The sequence below is a fragment of the Bradyrhizobium lablabi genome (assembly GCF_018131005.1).
GTDB lineage: Bacteria > Pseudomonadota > Alphaproteobacteria > Rhizobiales > Xanthobacteraceae > Bradyrhizobium > Bradyrhizobium lablabi_D.
In genome coordinates this window covers 24,436-39,437 of record NZ_JAFCJK010000002.1, presented here as the reverse complement: position 1 = coordinate 39,437, position 15,002 = coordinate 24,436, and the positions used below count along the sequence as shown (strand labels likewise).

At 61.7% G+C, this 15,002-nt stretch carries 14 protein-coding genes; 6 read left to right on the top strand and 8 right to left on the bottom strand.

The window, feature by feature from the left end; genetic code table 11:
• The first annotated feature begins 78 nt into the window (after positions 1–78).
• The gene (gene blaOXA, locus JQ553_RS05230; protein ID WP_212498862.1) at positions 79–891 is read left to right on the top strand and encodes a class D beta-lactamase; all 813 of its coding nucleotides are present in this window, start codon (positions 79–81) and stop codon (positions 889–891) included.
• Positions 892–976: 85 nt separating this feature from the next.
• Positions 977–1,633 (top strand): carboxymuconolactone decarboxylase family protein, encoded by a 657-nt coding sequence (locus tag JQ553_RS05225; RefSeq protein ID WP_212498861.1) that lies wholly within the window; start codon positions 977–979, stop codon positions 1,631–1,633.
• A gap of 151 nt (positions 1,634–1,784) precedes the next feature.
• Here the strand turns inward: JQ553_RS05225 and JQ553_RS05220 are convergent, their stop codons facing one another.
• A complete protein-coding gene (locus JQ553_RS05220; protein ID WP_212498860.1) occupies positions 1,785–2,783 on the bottom strand; it encodes a dienelactone hydrolase family protein in 999 nt (332 codons plus the stop codon).
• A gap of 62 nt (positions 2,784–2,845) precedes the next feature.
• Entirely contained in the window at positions 2,846–3,256 is a 411-nt protein-coding gene (locus tag JQ553_RS05215; RefSeq protein WP_212498859.1) for a DUF4260 domain-containing protein, read from the bottom strand.
• A 136-nt stretch (positions 3,257–3,392) separates the two neighbouring features.
• Here JQ553_RS05215 and JQ553_RS05210 point away from each other — a divergent pair, with 136 nt between their 5' ends.
• On the top strand, positions 3,393–4,925 hold the full coding sequence (locus JQ553_RS05210; RefSeq protein WP_212498858.1) for an acyl-CoA carboxylase subunit beta: 1,533 nt from the start codon (positions 3,393–3,395) through the stop codon (positions 4,923–4,925).
• 121 nt (positions 4,926–5,046) lie between these two features.
• Here the strand turns inward: JQ553_RS05210 and JQ553_RS05205 are convergent, their stop codons facing one another.
• Positions 5,047–6,384 carry a serine hydrolase gene (locus tag JQ553_RS05205; protein ID WP_212498857.1) on the bottom strand — a complete coding sequence of 446 codons (1,338 nt, stop codon included), beginning with the start codon at positions 6,382–6,384 and terminating at the stop codon, positions 5,047–5,049.
• A 441-nt stretch (positions 6,385–6,825) separates the two neighbouring features.
• On the opposite strand from JQ553_RS05205, the gene JQ553_RS05200 reads away from it, so the two are divergent.
• On the top strand, positions 6,826–7,779 hold the full coding sequence (locus JQ553_RS05200; RefSeq protein ID WP_212498856.1) for an ABC transporter substrate-binding protein: 954 nt from the start codon (positions 6,826–6,828) through the stop codon (positions 7,777–7,779).
• Positions 7,780–8,123: 344 nt separating this feature from the next.
• Complete coding sequence (locus JQ553_RS05195) at positions 8,124–9,101, top strand: ABC transporter substrate-binding protein (protein ID WP_212498855.1); 978 nt, start codon at positions 8,124–8,126, stop codon at positions 9,099–9,101.
• 215 nt (positions 9,102–9,316) lie between these two features.
• Here JQ553_RS05195 and JQ553_RS05190 read toward each other — a convergent pair whose 3' ends face one another.
• The 3 genes from JQ553_RS05190 to JQ553_RS05180 all read right to left on the bottom strand — a co-directional run bounded on the left by JQ553_RS05190 (position 9,317) and on the right by JQ553_RS05180 (position 12,918).
• Positions 9,317–9,547: a hypothetical protein gene (locus tag JQ553_RS05190; RefSeq protein WP_212498854.1), complete on the bottom strand. Its 231-nt coding sequence runs from the start codon at positions 9,545–9,547 to the stop codon at positions 9,317–9,319.
• Between the two features lie 551 nt (positions 9,548–10,098).
• On the bottom strand, positions 10,099–10,710 hold the full coding sequence (locus JQ553_RS05185) for a VOC family protein (RefSeq protein WP_312015089.1): 612 nt from the start codon (positions 10,708–10,710) through the stop codon (positions 10,099–10,101).
• Between the two features lie 960 nt (positions 10,711–11,670).
• Entirely contained in the window at positions 11,671–12,918 is a 1,248-nt protein-coding gene (locus JQ553_RS05180; RefSeq protein WP_212498853.1) for a glycerophosphodiester phosphodiesterase family protein, read from the bottom strand.
• Positions 12,919–13,149: 231 nt separating this feature from the next.
• Between JQ553_RS05180 and JQ553_RS05175 the strand changes: the two genes are divergently transcribed.
• Positions 13,150–13,473, top strand: a complete 324-nt coding sequence (locus JQ553_RS05175) for a twin-arginine translocation signal domain-containing protein (RefSeq protein ID WP_212498852.1) — start codon at positions 13,150–13,152, stop codon at positions 13,471–13,473.
• 73 nt (positions 13,474–13,546) lie between these two features.
• Here the strand turns inward: JQ553_RS05175 and JQ553_RS05170 are convergent, their stop codons facing one another.
• Entirely contained in the window at positions 13,547–13,798 is a 252-nt protein-coding gene (locus tag JQ553_RS05170) for a GCG_CRPN prefix-to-repeats domain-containing protein (protein WP_212498851.1), read from the bottom strand.
• Between the two features lie 157 nt (positions 13,799–13,955).
• Positions 13,956–14,963: an alpha/beta fold hydrolase gene (locus tag JQ553_RS05165; protein ID WP_212498850.1), complete on the bottom strand. Its 1,008-nt coding sequence runs from the start codon at positions 14,961–14,963 to the stop codon at positions 13,956–13,958.
• Positions 14,964–15,002: the final 39 nt, after the last annotated feature.

Sequence of the window (15,002 nt, the reverse complement as noted above, 5' to 3'; positions counted from 1 at the left end):
CAGCCTTGTTGCCATGCTTTCACCACGATGGCATCACCAACGTTGCTCCCGCTTCTCGAACCAATCCAGGTCCCCGTCGTGATCAATCGCCGTCTTGCGCTCGGTCTCTTCGCCGCTGCGAGCATCCTGCCGTACCGCAGTTTCGCCAATGTCTCCTTCCAGCGCAGCGAGTTTCGCGACGGCCTCGCCAAGCGATTCTTCGACCTCAGCACCGAGGGCACCTTCGTCGGCTACAAGGTCGATGACTACCTGATCATTGCAAGCGACAAGGTCCGCTCCGGCGAGGACAGGCTTCCGGCTTCGACCTTCAAGATCGCAAACTCCCTGATCGCGCTCGAAACCGGCGTCGTCCAGGACCCCGACAAGGACGTGTTCAAATGGGACGGCGTGACGCGCAGCGTCGAGGCCTGGAACAAGGATCACACGCTGCGCTCGGCGATCGCGGTCTCCGCGGTGCCGGTCTATCAGGAGATCGCCCGCCGGATCGGACAGGAGCGGATGCAGAAATATGTCGACTTGCTCGAGTACGGCAATCGCGACATTGGCGGCGGCATCGATCAGTTCTGGCTGACCGGAAATCTTCGCATCGATCCGATCCAGCAGGTCGATTTCCTCGACCGGCTGCGCCGCGGCGTGCTGCCGATCGGCACACGCAGCCAGGAGCTGGTGCGTGATATTCTCCCCGTCACGAAGGTTGGCGACGCCACCATTCGCGCCAAGTCCGGATTGACCGACCGCGAGCACGGTTCGCTGGGCTGGCTGGTCGGCTGGGTCGAGAAGGGCAGCGCGGTCACCGTGTTCGCGATGAACATGGATTGCAGGACCAACGAGCAGATCGACGCACGGATGACGGTGACGCAGCAATGCCTCACCGACATCGTCGCGATGTGACGGGCTGACCTGCGCAGGCCGCGGCTGGCGGGCGACGCAGGGGTCGACTAGCATTCCCAAGATAAAACCAAGAACGGAGGAAATCATGCATTCGGCGTCAGTCTGGCTCTCGTCGCTCACGCTTGCCGCCGCCGGGGGCTGGTTCGCGGCGACGATGTTTGCCGCGCCGGCGACCAGCAAGGAGCCGCGCTTTCCACAGCTCACCATGGACCAGCTCAACGAGCAGCAGAAGCCGCTCGGCGAGCAGATCATGAAAGTGTCGAGTGTCGGGCTTGGCGGTCCCTACAATCCGATGATCCGCAGCCCCGTGCTCGGCCAGCGGCTGTACGATCTGTTCTATTACCTGCGCTGGCAGACTTCTGTGCCGACCAGGCTGAACGAGTTCGCGATCCTGATCATCGGGCGGCAATGGCGCTCGCAGGTCGAGTGGTTCGCGCATGCGCCGCTCGCCGCCAAGGCCGGCTTGTCCGCCGACATCATCGCCGAGCTGAAGGCCGGGAACCGTCCGTCGAAAATGGCCGAGGACGAGGCCGTCGTGTACGACTTCGTCACCGAGCTCACCACGACCAAGAAGGTGTCGGACGACACCTATGCACGGGCGAAGAAGGTGTTCAACGATCAGCAGATCGTCGATCTCACGGCGGTCGCCGGCAATTACGTGATGGTCGCGATGATGCTGGCGATGGCGGAAGAGACCGTGCCATCAGGCAAGGAGGAACCGTTCAAGGTCGGGGAGAAGTAGGGAAGTTCATATCGGCCGTCATTGCGAGGAGCTCGCGACAAAATTGCGAAGCAATTTTGCGCTGAAGCGACGAAGCAATCCACCTATCCGCGCATGGCGGCGTGGATTGCTCGCTCGCAATGACAGGTTCTACGATTGTGCATCGACGCTGCTATCCCAGCTTGAACAGCGACTGCAGGAAATCGCTCACGGCCTTGCGGGCCTCGAGCGCGGTGGTCGGATTGCCGCCGACATGCGGGCTGACTTCGACGCAGGAGTCCTTGTAGCTGAAGGGCGTCTGGGTTGCGGCGTTCATCAGCACGCCGCCTTCACCCTCCTTGATGGTGCAGTGGCGCACGGTCTGCGATCCCGTGGATTCCACGACCTTGTCGTTGCCGATCAGGCCGGCATCGAAGCCGTGCGCGGAGTCGGGGTATTCGGTAAGCGCCACGTCGCGCTTGGCGTCCAGTAACCGCGCGACGAAGGCCTTGCAGCTTGCGACGGGATTATAGTCGTCGGGCGTGCCGTGGAAGATCCGGATCGGGCGCGCCGCGACTTCGGTGTCGGTGGCGTAGCTCGTCGAGCAATCCGGATAGAACGGGATATAGGCCGCGAACTGGACGCCCGATCTGTTCCAGAGCTTGTTGAAGCGGTCGAGGCTCGCATAGAGCGTCGCCTGGCCGCCGCGCGAGAAACCCATCAGCACGATGCGTTCGGGATCGACGCGCGGATGCTTGGCGAGGATGTCGAGCGATCGGTAGATGTCGACGATGAGATTGAGCCGGCCGAGCAGGGCCTGGTTCGGTCCGGTCGCGGTCAGGCCGCGGCCGGAAAAGCCGTCGATCACGAAGGTGGAAATTCCCATGCTGTTGAACTGGTGCACCCAGGCGTCCGTGTTGCCGCCGACGCCGCTCGAGCCGTGCATCAGCACGACGACCGGCAGCTTGCCGATCCCTTGCGCGATGCGGAATTCGCCCGCGACTGTCACCTGCTTGCCGTTGGCATCGCCGGTCAGGAATTGCTGGTCCGAGATCGTCAGCGAGGGGATGGCGTAGATCTCGGTGCGCGCCGCGATCTCCTTCGGGACCGACTGTGCGCTGGTCTCGATACAGGCGAAGAGCACGCCGCAAAAGATCGCGGCCGTCGCGGCAACTCGCCAGTCTGTCAGCATCGGCTCCTCCTGATTTGATGGAGTTGCATCGCCCGTTGGGGCGCGACTACAGCAAGCGCCCGTCAGCCTGTCAATTTCTGCCTCCCGATATGCCCCAGATGAGTGAAGCCGAAACCGGCCTGATATTTCAGTCCGTAGCCGAGCGCGCGGTCGATGCCGATATGGGCGAGCCAGATCATCGCGATCGACAGCACCAGCGGCGAGGACGTGGCGAATCCGAGCGTCATCAGCGCGACCGGTGCGAGATAGGCGTGGGCGGCGTTGTAGACGATCGCGCCGACGCGGGGTCCGGCAAGGTAGGCGGCAAAGCTCAGGTCCGGCACCAGGAAGAGCAGGACATAGACCAGCCACGACCCCTCCCAGACGGCATAGAGCACGGTCATTCCGAGGAACAGCACGAGGCCCTCGAGCCGCAGCAGCGTGCGCACCCCGCCGGTCGGAGCGCCGGTCTCCAGTGTGGTCGTTTCGTTCATCGGAGCATCCCCCAGGGGTCAGAAAATCCTACCGTTCTTGCCGTCCGGGCCACCCATAACCCGGTTTCCGGTTCGGAAAATGCCGTGTTAGAACCCGGCCAATCCTTGATGCGGTAGCTAATACGGGCGAAAGCAAATGAAAGATATCCTCGATACCCTCGAAGCACGGCGTGCCGGCGCCAAACTTGGCGGTGGCGAAAAGCGCATCGAGGCGCAGCACGCGCGCGGAAAATTGACCGCGCGGGAGCGCATCGAGCTGTTGCTGGACAAGGGCTCGTTCGAGGAATTCGACATGTTCGTCGAGCACCGCTCGACCGAATTCGGCATGGACAAGACCAAGATACCGGGCGACGGCGTGGTCACCGGCTGGGGCACGGTCAACGGCCGCAAGACGTTTGTCTTCGCCAAGGATTTCACGGTGTTCGGCGGCTCGCTCTCCGAAACCCATGCGCTGAAGATCACGAAGTTGCAGGACATGGCGATGAAGGCGAGGGCGCCGATCATCGGCCTCTATGACGCCGGCGGCGCGCGCATCCAGGAGGGCGTCGCCGCGCTCGCGGGCTATTCCTACGTGTTCCGCCGCAACGTCATCGCCTCGGGCGTGATCCCGCAGATCTCCGTCATCATGGGCCCCTGCGCCGGCGGCGACGTTTATTCGCCCGCGATGACCGACTTCATCTTCATGGTGAAGAACACGAGCTATATGTTCGTCACCGGCCCCGATGTGGTGAAGACCGTCACCAACGAGGTCGTCACCGCCGAGGAGCTCGGCGGCGCCTCCGTGCATGCGACGCGTTCATCGATCGCGGACGGCGCATTCGAGAACGACGTCGACGCGCTGTTGCAGATGCGCCGGCTGATCGACTTCCTGCCGTCGAACAACAGCGACGGCGTGCCGGAATGGCCGAGCTTCGATTCGATCGAGCGCGTCGACAATTCGCTTGATACGCTGATCCCCGACAATCCGAACAAGCCCTACGACATGAAGGAGCTGATCCTCAAGGTCGTGGACGAGGGCGACTTCTTCGAGATCTCCGAGACCTTCGCCCGGAACATCGTCACCGGCTTCGGCCGCATCGCCGGCCGCACCGTCGGCTTCGTCGCCAACCAGCCGATGGTGCTGGCGGGCGTGCTCGACTCGGATGCGTCGCGCAAAGCGGCGCGCTTCGTACGCTTCTGCGACGCCTTCAACATCCCGATCGTCACCTTCGTCGACGTGCCGGGCTTCCTGCCGGGCACGAGCCAGGAATATGGCGGCCTGATCAAGCACGGCGCCAAGCTGTTGTTCGCCTATTCGCAGTGCACGGTGCCACTTGTCACCGTCATCACCCGCAAGGCCTATGGCGGCGCATTCGACGTCATGGCCTCAAAGGAGATCGGCGCCGACATGAACTACGCCTGGCCGACCGCGCAGATCGCAGTGATGGGCGCGAAGGGCGCGGTGGAAATCATCTTCCGCAGCGACATCGGCGATCCCGACAAGATCGCCGCGCGCACCAAGGAATACGAGGACCGCTTCCTCTCCCCCTTCATCGCCGCCGAGCGCGGCTATATCGACGACGTCATCATGCCGCACTCCACCCGCCGGCGGATCGCAAGGGCGCTTGCGATGCTGAAGGACAAGAAGGTCGAGATTCCCGCGAAGAAGCACGACAATCTGCCGTTGTGAGAGCCGTTTCGTCAGTGGCCCAACAGCGAAGTGCCGACAGGTCTCATCGAGGTCCGTTCGATGGTGCATAGGACTGACGGCAATCGCGACAGGTCCCTGTAGTCGATCAAGCTTTGGCAGCCTATCTCACCATCGCATCGAAAATCAGGGGCGCCAACTCCGTCTCGATCCGACCGCGCTGCGAGGGTGACTGCATCATGCAGAGCACGAACAGATCGTCGGCCGGGTCAACAAAGAAAAAGGCGCCCGCCACGCCATCCCATCCATATACGCCTGGCGGCCACGGTCTCTTCGGTTGCGGCGATGTGAGCACGGCAACGCCCAATCCGAATCCGGCGTGGACTGCCAGAAAATAGATGTCGGCGGGTGCGATTCCGCTCCCGGGGCCGATTTGGTCCGACGTCATCAGGGCCACCGTCTCCGGCTTCAGATAGCGTCGTCCGTCAAGCGTGCCGCCGTTCAGAAGCATCTGCAAAAAGCGCGCGTAGTCGCCGATCGTCCCTACCATCCCGGCGCCGCCGGATTCCCAGCGCCTACGCACCATCGGGTCCCTGATTCCGGCGATGGGCGGGTCTATCAGATCATTCGGCAGGAACTGGGCAACGAGCGGGCGCTTCGCCTCGTCCGCGACAAAAAACGCGGTATGGCTCATGCCAAGAGGATCCAGCAGCCGTTCCTTCTCGAACTGAAACAGCGATTTTCCCGAAGCCACCTCGATCACCCTCCCGAGCACATCGACGGAATGGCTATAGGTCCACGTCGTGCCCGGCTGCACGGCGAGCGGCAGGTTTGCCAGGCGCGCAGCGAACTCGGCGTTGTCAAAATCGCCGCTGTAAAGGTCGGCCTGCCGGTAGAGTTTTTGCACGGGGCCGTCGCCGTAAAACCCGTAGGTGATGCCGGAAGTCTGTCGCATCAGATCGAGTATGGTGATCGGGCGCTTGAGCGGTTCCAGCGTAAACACTGGCTTTCCGGTCTCGTCGGGCTTTTCTACGCCGACCTTTACGTCGGCAAAGGCCGGAATGTATTTGGAGAGGGGGTCATCGAGTGACAGCTTGCCGTCGTCGACCAGCATCAGAGCGGCAACCGATGTGATCGGCTTCGACATCGAATAGAACCGAAAGATGGTGTCATCCGTCATCGGCGCCTTGGTTGCGACGTCGCGCAGGCCGAATTTTTCGTAATAGACGGGCTTTCCGTGCTGCTGGATCAACAGGATCGCGCCCGGAATTTTGCTGATCGCGACCTCATGACGTAGATAGTCGCCGATCCGCTGCAGGCCCGGTTGCGAAAAGCTTCGTGCGGCCGGCATATCTCCAAGCGCGGCGTTCAAACTTGCAGCAACGAGCGCGGCGACGAGCGCGAACGCCGCCCACCTGGCCGCCGCCTTGATTTGTCGGCCGGCTCGCGTCAGACTTTCAAAATAGGCCGAGGTCCGGCGTGACGAGGATGCGCTATCCATGTGAGCCTCGCTTCAACGGCCTCTGTGTGTCGGGCCGCCGTTATTGCGGTTGCGAACGAGCCTGCTGCTGCTTTTTCGGCTGAGCAGCTGAGATCGCTCCGGAAACATTATATTGCGGTGCGTTCCGGGCTGGCGGCACCCGGCTTGACATAGTTCGACAAAGACCGGCCGCTGCCTGCCCTCCTGATGCTGACGCTTGCTCCTCTCGTCTCAGTTTCTCGTCAGTTTGGAATGATCTGCTCTGGCGTGGAAGCAGCCGTCGCGGCGCGGCGCCGCGATGCCGATAAATCGGTCGAGCCTTCTTAGCATCACCCTTGACGACTGCCAAACCTGTTGGCGCTGGCAGTCGTCGCCACCCGCGATGTCCATTCCGGGTCCCCATGCGGACATTTCTTGCGGGGAATGATAATTTGGGAGCTGTGCCACAGAGGAGCGTTCAAGATGAGGCGGGCTGCGCTCGTTTGCGCTGTGTTGGTGGTGCTTTTGCCGGGTTACGCAGAAGCTGCGGAACGTGTCTGGCGCTTGGGTGTGCTCGCGCTTGTCGACGGGGGCGTTGCGCAGTCTGTCATGCTGCCCTACCTGGCGACGCGCGGCTTTGTCGAAGGCCGCAATCTGGTTGTTGATGTTCGCGTCGGGACCGAGGCGCAAATGCCCGAGCTGGCGACAGCCATGGTCGGCGATAAGCCCGATGCCATTATCGCCACATCTGATTGGGCAATTCATGCGGCCCGTGCGGCGACGCGCACAATTCCGATTGTCGCCGCTCCAATGGGTGTGGACCCGGTACGCGCTGGCGTCGCCGAGAGTTGGGCGCACCCGGGCGGCAACGTCACTGGCGTTTGCCTGATCGCCCCGCAACTTGAGGTCAAGCGTCTGTCCTTGCTTCATGAGGCCCTGCCTTCAGTGCATCGAATTGCGGTGATATCAAATCATCGCAAGGTCGTGGAGCCGGGCTTGTCGCCCTTGCGAAAGTCTGCTGCCGAGGCCGGATTGGAACTGGTCGAAATCTGGGTCGAAAGCCCAAACGAGTATGCGGCCGCATTTGACGCGATGCGCAGTCATGGCGTGGAGGCCCTCGTGATCGTGCCTACCCCAGAGCTAAATCGCGACAGCGAAAAGCTCGGCGCGCTTGCAGTAAAAGCTGGATTGCCGACGATTGGAAGCTCCCGGGACAATGCCGAACGAGGCTTGCTGATGAGCTATGGCCCCAACCTTAGAGAGCTTGCCCAACAAGCAGCCGGTTACGTGGAGCGCATTCTCGGTGGCACGCCGGCTGGCGAGCTGCCGTTCCAGGGTCCGACGCGCCTTGACTTCGCTATCAATATGAAAACGGCCAGAGCGCTGGGGCTGACTATACCGCCGTCTGTTAGCGTAAGTGCCGACATCATCGAATGAGGTCTGCTGTCGGACCCCCAAAGCAGGCACGAGGCCGCGAAACCCGCTAAAGCGCGATGAGATCAGGATGAATCATCATCGCGCTTTAGCTTGTTGTTTGCGCATGATCTCCGCGCAAACGCTACGCGTTTGTCGCGAGGGAAAACCGCTAGACTTTTCCGGATCATGCTTTGGGCAATGGGGCCTGCCGTAACCAAATCAGCTCGTCTGCAACGATCGGCTGCATCGGTCGCGAACGGCCCAAAGCGGCATTGAACCTTGCCTGCGCTGAACCGTGTCCCTTTTCGAACGTTCGAGGTTGCTGTAGTTTGTACAACGCGTGGACCACCTTTTGGGCGGGTCAGATGCAACGGCGCGATTTCATCACGGCACTTGGTATCGCTGCTGCGTGGCCACTCGCGGCGCTGGCGCAAACTTCGTCCAAGGGGCCCACCGTCGCCTGGGTCGGAACCTCACAGCAGTTAAACGCATCCTTCATCGAGAATTTTTTGCGCGGAATGCGAGAGCGGGGTTATGCCGAAGGGCACAACTTGAAGATGCTCTATCGATTTACCGATGGCTATCAGGAACGGGTGCCTGCGCTCACCGAAGAAGTGATCCGATTGAAGCCAGACGTCATCCTCGCCGCCGCGGTTATCTACGCGGTTGCGGCCAAAAAACTTACATCGACGATTCCAATCGTCTCGCCGGCGCTCGCGGACGCCGTTCATTTGGGTTTGATAGCCAGCGATGCCCGACCCGGGGGCAATGTCACCGGCGTGAATCCCTATGTTGCGGGGCTGCCCTCAAAGCAGATCGATTTTGCTCGCGAGATCGTGCCCGGCGTGAGCAAAGTGGGACTTCTTACCAATTCGAAGGATCCCAAGGCTCCTGCTCAGGCGATCGAGGTGGAAGCTTCGGCGCGAGCCGCGAAGATCGCGACCGTCTCGGCCGATGCCAATCGACCGGACGACCTCGACGGGGCAGTACGCTATCTAAGCGACGAACGCGTTGACGTCGTCATCGTGCTGCAAACCTCAATGCTGTTGGCGAACAGTAGGCAGATTGCCATGTTGGCCCTAGAGAACCGGCTTCCGACAGTCCACGGCTATCGCGAGCATGTCGTCGCCGGCGGACTTGTCAGCTACGGTGTCGATTTGCGTTGGTGCTACCATAGAGGTGCCTACTTCGTGGACAGGATCCTGCACGGAACCGCTCCGGGGGATTTGCCGATCGAATTTCCGACGCACCTGTTTCTGGCGGTCAATCTCAAAACGGCGAGCGCGTTGGGCATCGAGATGCCGCCGACGCTTATCACCCGCGCTGACGAGGTGATCGAGTGAGCAGCGCAATTTCGCCTATGGCCCAAGGCAGCGGTTGGAGGAAGTCTCGTTCTCCGCCGCCGTCAGGGAATGAGCAGACATCTGGCGAACGGGTCAGAATGACGGCTGTTGACCTCCTACAGACATTGGTGCTGGGCCCCTCTGAGCCCGGTCAGTGAGGCGATCCCAGCCTGAAGGCAATGAAGGATTCTCACGCTGCGCCAATATGGCGCAGCTCAGATGTCCATTTTCCGGCGCCTGACGCCGAACTCTTCTGTGTATCCGCGTGACCCATTCGTGCTGGGCGAGCTAAAGGCCCAGATTTCACCCGGGAATTGAAAGCCATGCGTGCAATTCCGGTAGTAATGTTCTTGCTGATTGGATTGACCGATGTTGTCTTCGCGCAGGACTGCAGGGAGTTGCGCCTCGCTTGCGAAATGAAGGACCAACTCGGCGAGCGCGGCCAAGGCAATTGCCGCAGATTCCGCGAAGAATGCCAGCGTCCGTCACGGGGCCAGATGTGCGCCGAGTTGCGATTGGCCTGCCTTCACAAGGATGAACTCGGCGAACGCGGCCAGGGAAACTGCCGGCGGTATCGGGAAACATGTAGCCGTCAGCTCTGATCTTTTTCTCGGACGCGTCCAAACCGGAGTTCACCGCGCTGGGCTCATGCCGGCTCGGATTGCCTTCGAGTTGCGCACGGTAGGCTGGTTTCAGCTCGACCTCCCGGCTCGCGAGGCCGGATTTCGCGCTCGAGGCCGGTGCTAACGTCTGCGGCCGATGTCTGCTGTTGGCCGCTCCGGACTCACGGCCGCGCGCGTGGTTGGCTAACGCAAGGCCATAGGAACGTAGCAGCCCCGCATGTCGCTTCGCTCATGTGGGTTACATGGCTGACCAGCAGAGAAGTCGTCATTGCGAGAAGCGAAGCGACGAAGCAATCCATGTCTCCAACAGTGGATGAATGGATTGCTTCGCTTCGCTCGCAATGAAGGCGGCGACGATGGCCCAGCATCCCCGCTTATGCCACCTTGTGCTGCTGCTTCATCATTTCAGCAGCGCGCTTCTTGAGTTCGGTCGGAGATACGTCCTCAATGTGTGTACCGATGTGCCAGTGGTTGCCGGCCGGGTCCTTCACGCCGCCGCTGCGGTCGCCATAGAATTGATCCATAGGTTCCATCACTGACGTGGCACCGGCCTTGAGCGCCATTTGATAGACCGCATCGACGTTGGGCACGTAGAGATACAGCATCGTGGATGTGGCTTTTGCACGTTCCGAGGAGTCGGCAATCATCACGATGGAAGTTCCGATTTTGAACTCCGCATGCATGACTTTGCCGTCAGGCCGCATCATTGGCTCGAAAACCGGTTGCGCTCCGAATGCGTCCTTCATGAAGCGGATGATCCTCTCGGCGTCATCGACGACGATGTAGGGCGTGATGGTGTGGTATCCGTCGGGAATCGGCTTTACTTGTGTTGCCATGGCTTTCGTTCCTGTGTTCGATGGATTTGATCCACCCAGGACAACCCAGCTCGCTTCGCTCCTGTTCCGAAGGTTCGATCCGTTGTTTGAATAAAGTATGACGGCGTTGTGCGGAGGTGCGACCGGCGGCGCGTCGATGCCCTCAGGCACGGTCGGCTAAGCACGGCAAGCATAGTCCGGATGAACGCAGCGATATCCGGGGCAACTCCATCCGCGCACCATAGGTCGTCCGCATGTCGTGCCGCTCATGCGGGCTACGTCGCTGACTTGCTTCGGACGCAAGTCAAATCCGGTTGCGCCGTGTGCGACAAATCAACCCGACAGGCAAATCAGTCAGAAACCTGTCCAGCCCTTCAGGCAAAAATATTCTGCTTCCCGACAGACCCCAACTCAGTCCATGAATCCGCCCGTCTCACCCGAAAGAGGGGCGGCTCGCGATCGTCACGAACGTTGCGGTGGGATGCGGTGGACGTGAGGCGCGCGAAACGACGAGCGCGTGCGACACGGACGGCGAAGTCGTGTGGTTCTGACGCCCCGATGCAGGTGTCAAGTTCGTGAGCAGCACAGTGCTCGCTGATGACGGTGACAAAAGAGCTGGTCTCACCGGGAAGAGCGCGAAGTAAGTCGTAAACCATCGCGCAGGGAAAGCCGGGTTGTTTCCGGTTACACCTGTGGTCCTACCCCGGTGCTTTTTGTTGCACCGGGCCCATGGGTGCGATCGGCACCCGGCTTTCCCAGCGCCCTCTATCCGGATGGAGGGTGAGACGAGACCCACAACTCGAGCGCATCGCGCCGCGAGAACGCGGATGCGCATCCACTGTTTGACAATCCGAGAATCTCACCTTGTCATTGCGAGGAGCGAAGCGATGAAGCAATCCATGCTTCAGCAAGCGGGGGCATGGATTGCTTCGCTTCGCTCGCAATGACAACGATGGTTATCGATCGCGAAACCAACTCCACGTCGTCCTGGGCAAGCGAAGCGCGACCCGGGACCACCGGCGGGAATTGATGCGCGACGCTGGAGCCCGGCTCTCCATCACAGCAAACGGCTGTGGTTATGGATGGCTGCTTTTCGCGGGGGCGACGCATCGTTGTGCGCTCAAGTACCCTCTACTTGATCCCCATGCAGTTCGCATAGAACGTCGTCGTCGCCGGCCAGTCCGAGAACATCGCGCGGACGCCGACCTGGTTTGCGAGTACGTCAAGCACCGTCAGCGTGTCGCCGTCGCGGTCGATCGCTGCCTTGATCGATTTGTGGTAGAAGGCGCCGCCTTTGTTGAGGGGACCGTCGCGCTCGAGCGACCAGCCGATCAGATCGAGGCCGGCTTCCTTCGCGGCCTTGGCGTAGGCCGAGGGGACGATCTCGCCTTTGTCGTTCAGCGTCAGCATCGCATAGATCGGGGGTCCCAGGATCGCGACGCCCGAGGCTTTCAGCTCCGCCATCGAGGGCTTCCAGGTCTCTGGCTTGTCGGGATCAAGGCCTTCCTTTTCATAGCGTTCCTCGAGAAAGACCGCCTGCTTGGCGAAATCGGGCTCGGTCCTCACCCAATAGAGGATGTCGGCGAGATTGAAGCTCTGGGCGAACACGTCGCTAGCGGGGATGCCGGCGGCCTTGTAGGCGGCGAGCATTTGCGTTGCGTATTTCTCCTGGGTGTAGTCGCCGTCGAACGGCATCGGCACTTCCGGTGCCTTCAGTTCCGGCGTGAACTTGGCGCCGAGGCTCTTGATCAATGCGATGCTCTCGTCATGGGTCATCAGCGTGCCGGAATTGGCGTAGAGGTCGGTGCGCCAGCGCAGCGTGCCGTTCTGATATTCCTCCGGCGTCTTCGCGGCCGGATTGAAACCGTCCATCTTCGCGGTCAGCCGCTTGAATTCGGCGAGCGTGATGTCCGACGTGCAGCATTTCGCCGATGCCTTCCTGCCGGTCGCGGGATCGGCCGGGTTGAAACCTTGCGAGCACTTCGCGGCGAGATCTGGCACTGTCAGAATGTTGGTCGTGGTGTGCAGGTCGCATTGCGAGTGGCGGCAGACCAGTTGGCGATCCTTGGTGAAGGTGACGTCACATTCGATCACGCCGGCACCCATGCGGGCGGCCGCCATGTAGGCTTCCCTGCTGTGTTCTGGAAACTGCAGCGCGGCGCCGCGGTGGCCGATCGAGAAGTTGCTCTTGTGGAACGGGCCTGTGCACAGGCTCAGCTGCTGTTTCAGCGGTCCGTCCTTCATCTTGTCGACGAGATAGAACGGCCGCGGCCCGATCTGGGCCTCGCGCGGCAGTGCGATCTCCTGCGCCGCGGCCGGCAGGGCCGTGCCGGACATCAAGAGGACCGAGAGCAGGGTGGCGAAGCGGCGGGCAAACATCGGTGATCCCCAGATGAAGCATGATCCACGGCGGATATATCACAGCCGATGTGACGGTTGCGTGAGCCTGCGGTCCTTTTTCCGCGCAACGGCGCGAACCCTCGGTGCTTCGGAACTGCCGATGGCGGCGTGATTGCTCCACCACGCACGTGAACGGACGGTTCAGCAAGCGTTCAGGCCAGTGCGACAAGATCTGCCGTGCATCATGAGCTATAGAATGAGGAAAGTGCCATGGAACGCCGGGATTTTCTGAAGATCGCAGCCGGAGTAGCCGCGGGCGCGGCGGCCTTCGCAGCAAGTGCGCAAGCCGCGCCGCTCGCGCCGCATCCTCTCAACGAAGACGCGCGGCAGCCGGCTGCGGAGGATGCTCATCCCGCCGTGACGTCAAGTGACGAGATCGAACGTTTGAAGCCGGAGCAAGTGCGGTGGCATCATCACGGAGGCTGGGGCCACCGCCACTGGGGCTGGCGCCATCGCCACTGGGGCTGGCGGCGCAGGCATTGGGGCTGGCGTCACCGCCATTGGCGGCGGCACTGGCGGCACCGTTACTGGTGATCCGTTGCCTGCGGACGCGCTAAAAGAAAAACCCCGCGCAAGGCGGGGTTTTACTTGTCATCTCATGCAGCGATCAGATCGGGCGGCAACGGCCGTAGCGCCAGACGAAGCCGTAGGGGCAGACGCGTCCGCGGGGCGCGACCACGACGGCGCCGGGACGCACGACGACTGCGCCTGGAGCGACAAGGACGGGGCCGCCGTTCCTGACGCATCCGCCGTAGGGGCCGCGATGCCAGCCGGGACCACATCCGCCCGCAGCGTTCGCCGCGCTCAAGCCGGCAAAGGAGGTCGCAACCAGAACTGCTGCAGCAAAAAGATACTTCATGTCTTCTCCCATCATCCCGGGCCGCACTGCGCGGCACCGCAAAAACTCCGTACGACGAATCGATTGGCCGGATACTTGCAGAAGCCGCGCCTGTTGTCCTCTCACCATAGTGCCGCCGGCTGAACCTGATATGAACGTGCCGCGTGCATGTTGGTCGCTAGCGCGATGCCAGGAAGCCCAACAGCAATTCGTCGTACTTCACAGGCGCTTCCAGAAACACCAGATGCCCGGTGTTGGGGATCACCTCGGCGCGAGCGTTCGGCATCTTCGCGGCCAGCGCCTTGGCGAGGTCGGCATTCTGCCCCATCTTCGGCCGCAGCGCTTCCGGCGCGTTCGGCCGTCCGGGAGCATTGTGATCGTCGGCGCCCATCACGAACAGCGTCGGTTGCGAAATCAATGGAATTTCGTGCGCGACGGGCTCGCGATAGATGAGTTGCGCCGAGGCGACGAAGGCGCGCAGCCAGCGTGGATATTCAGCGCTCCCCTTGATGTTGAAGCGCGCGTCGATGAACGGCGTCACCTGGTCCGGCGGCAGCTTCAGCGCATAGTTGGTCTCGAGCTGCTTGCGATAACCTTCCGCCGTCAGCTTGTCCTCGGTCTCGAGGATCTTCTCGGTCGGCGTCGGCGGCACGTAGAGCCGGTAGTCCTCCAGTCCGATCGGCGCGGTCAGCACCAGATGGTTGACGCGGTCGGGATAGGCCCGCGCGATCCGCACGGCGAGCATGCCGCCGAGCGAATGCGCAACGATGTCGGCGCTCGCGATCTGCAGATGATCGAGCAGCATCACCGTGTTGCGCGCGAGGTTGTCGAAATGCAGATCGCCCTGCGGTTTGGAGGATTTGCCGAAGCCGACCTGGTCCGGCACGACAACGCGATAGCCCGCGCCGGTCAGTGTCTTGATCACGGGTGCCCAGTAGCTCGATGGGAAATTGCGCCCATGCAACAGCACCACGGTGCGGCCGTTCGGCTGCGCGGGTGCGACATCCATATAGGCCATGCGGAGTTGCTCGCCGTCGTTGACCAGCGGCAGCATCTGGACTGGGTAGGGATAGGGAAAGCCTTCGAGCCCGATGCCGTAGGGTTCGCGTTCGGCGGCAGAGACGGGCGCCAGGGAGAAAACGAGCAGGGCGCCGAGCAGCGCGGTGATGAGAGGACGACGTTTCATGGGAGGCTCCGGGAACGAGATCGCGCATTCGTGCAGAGC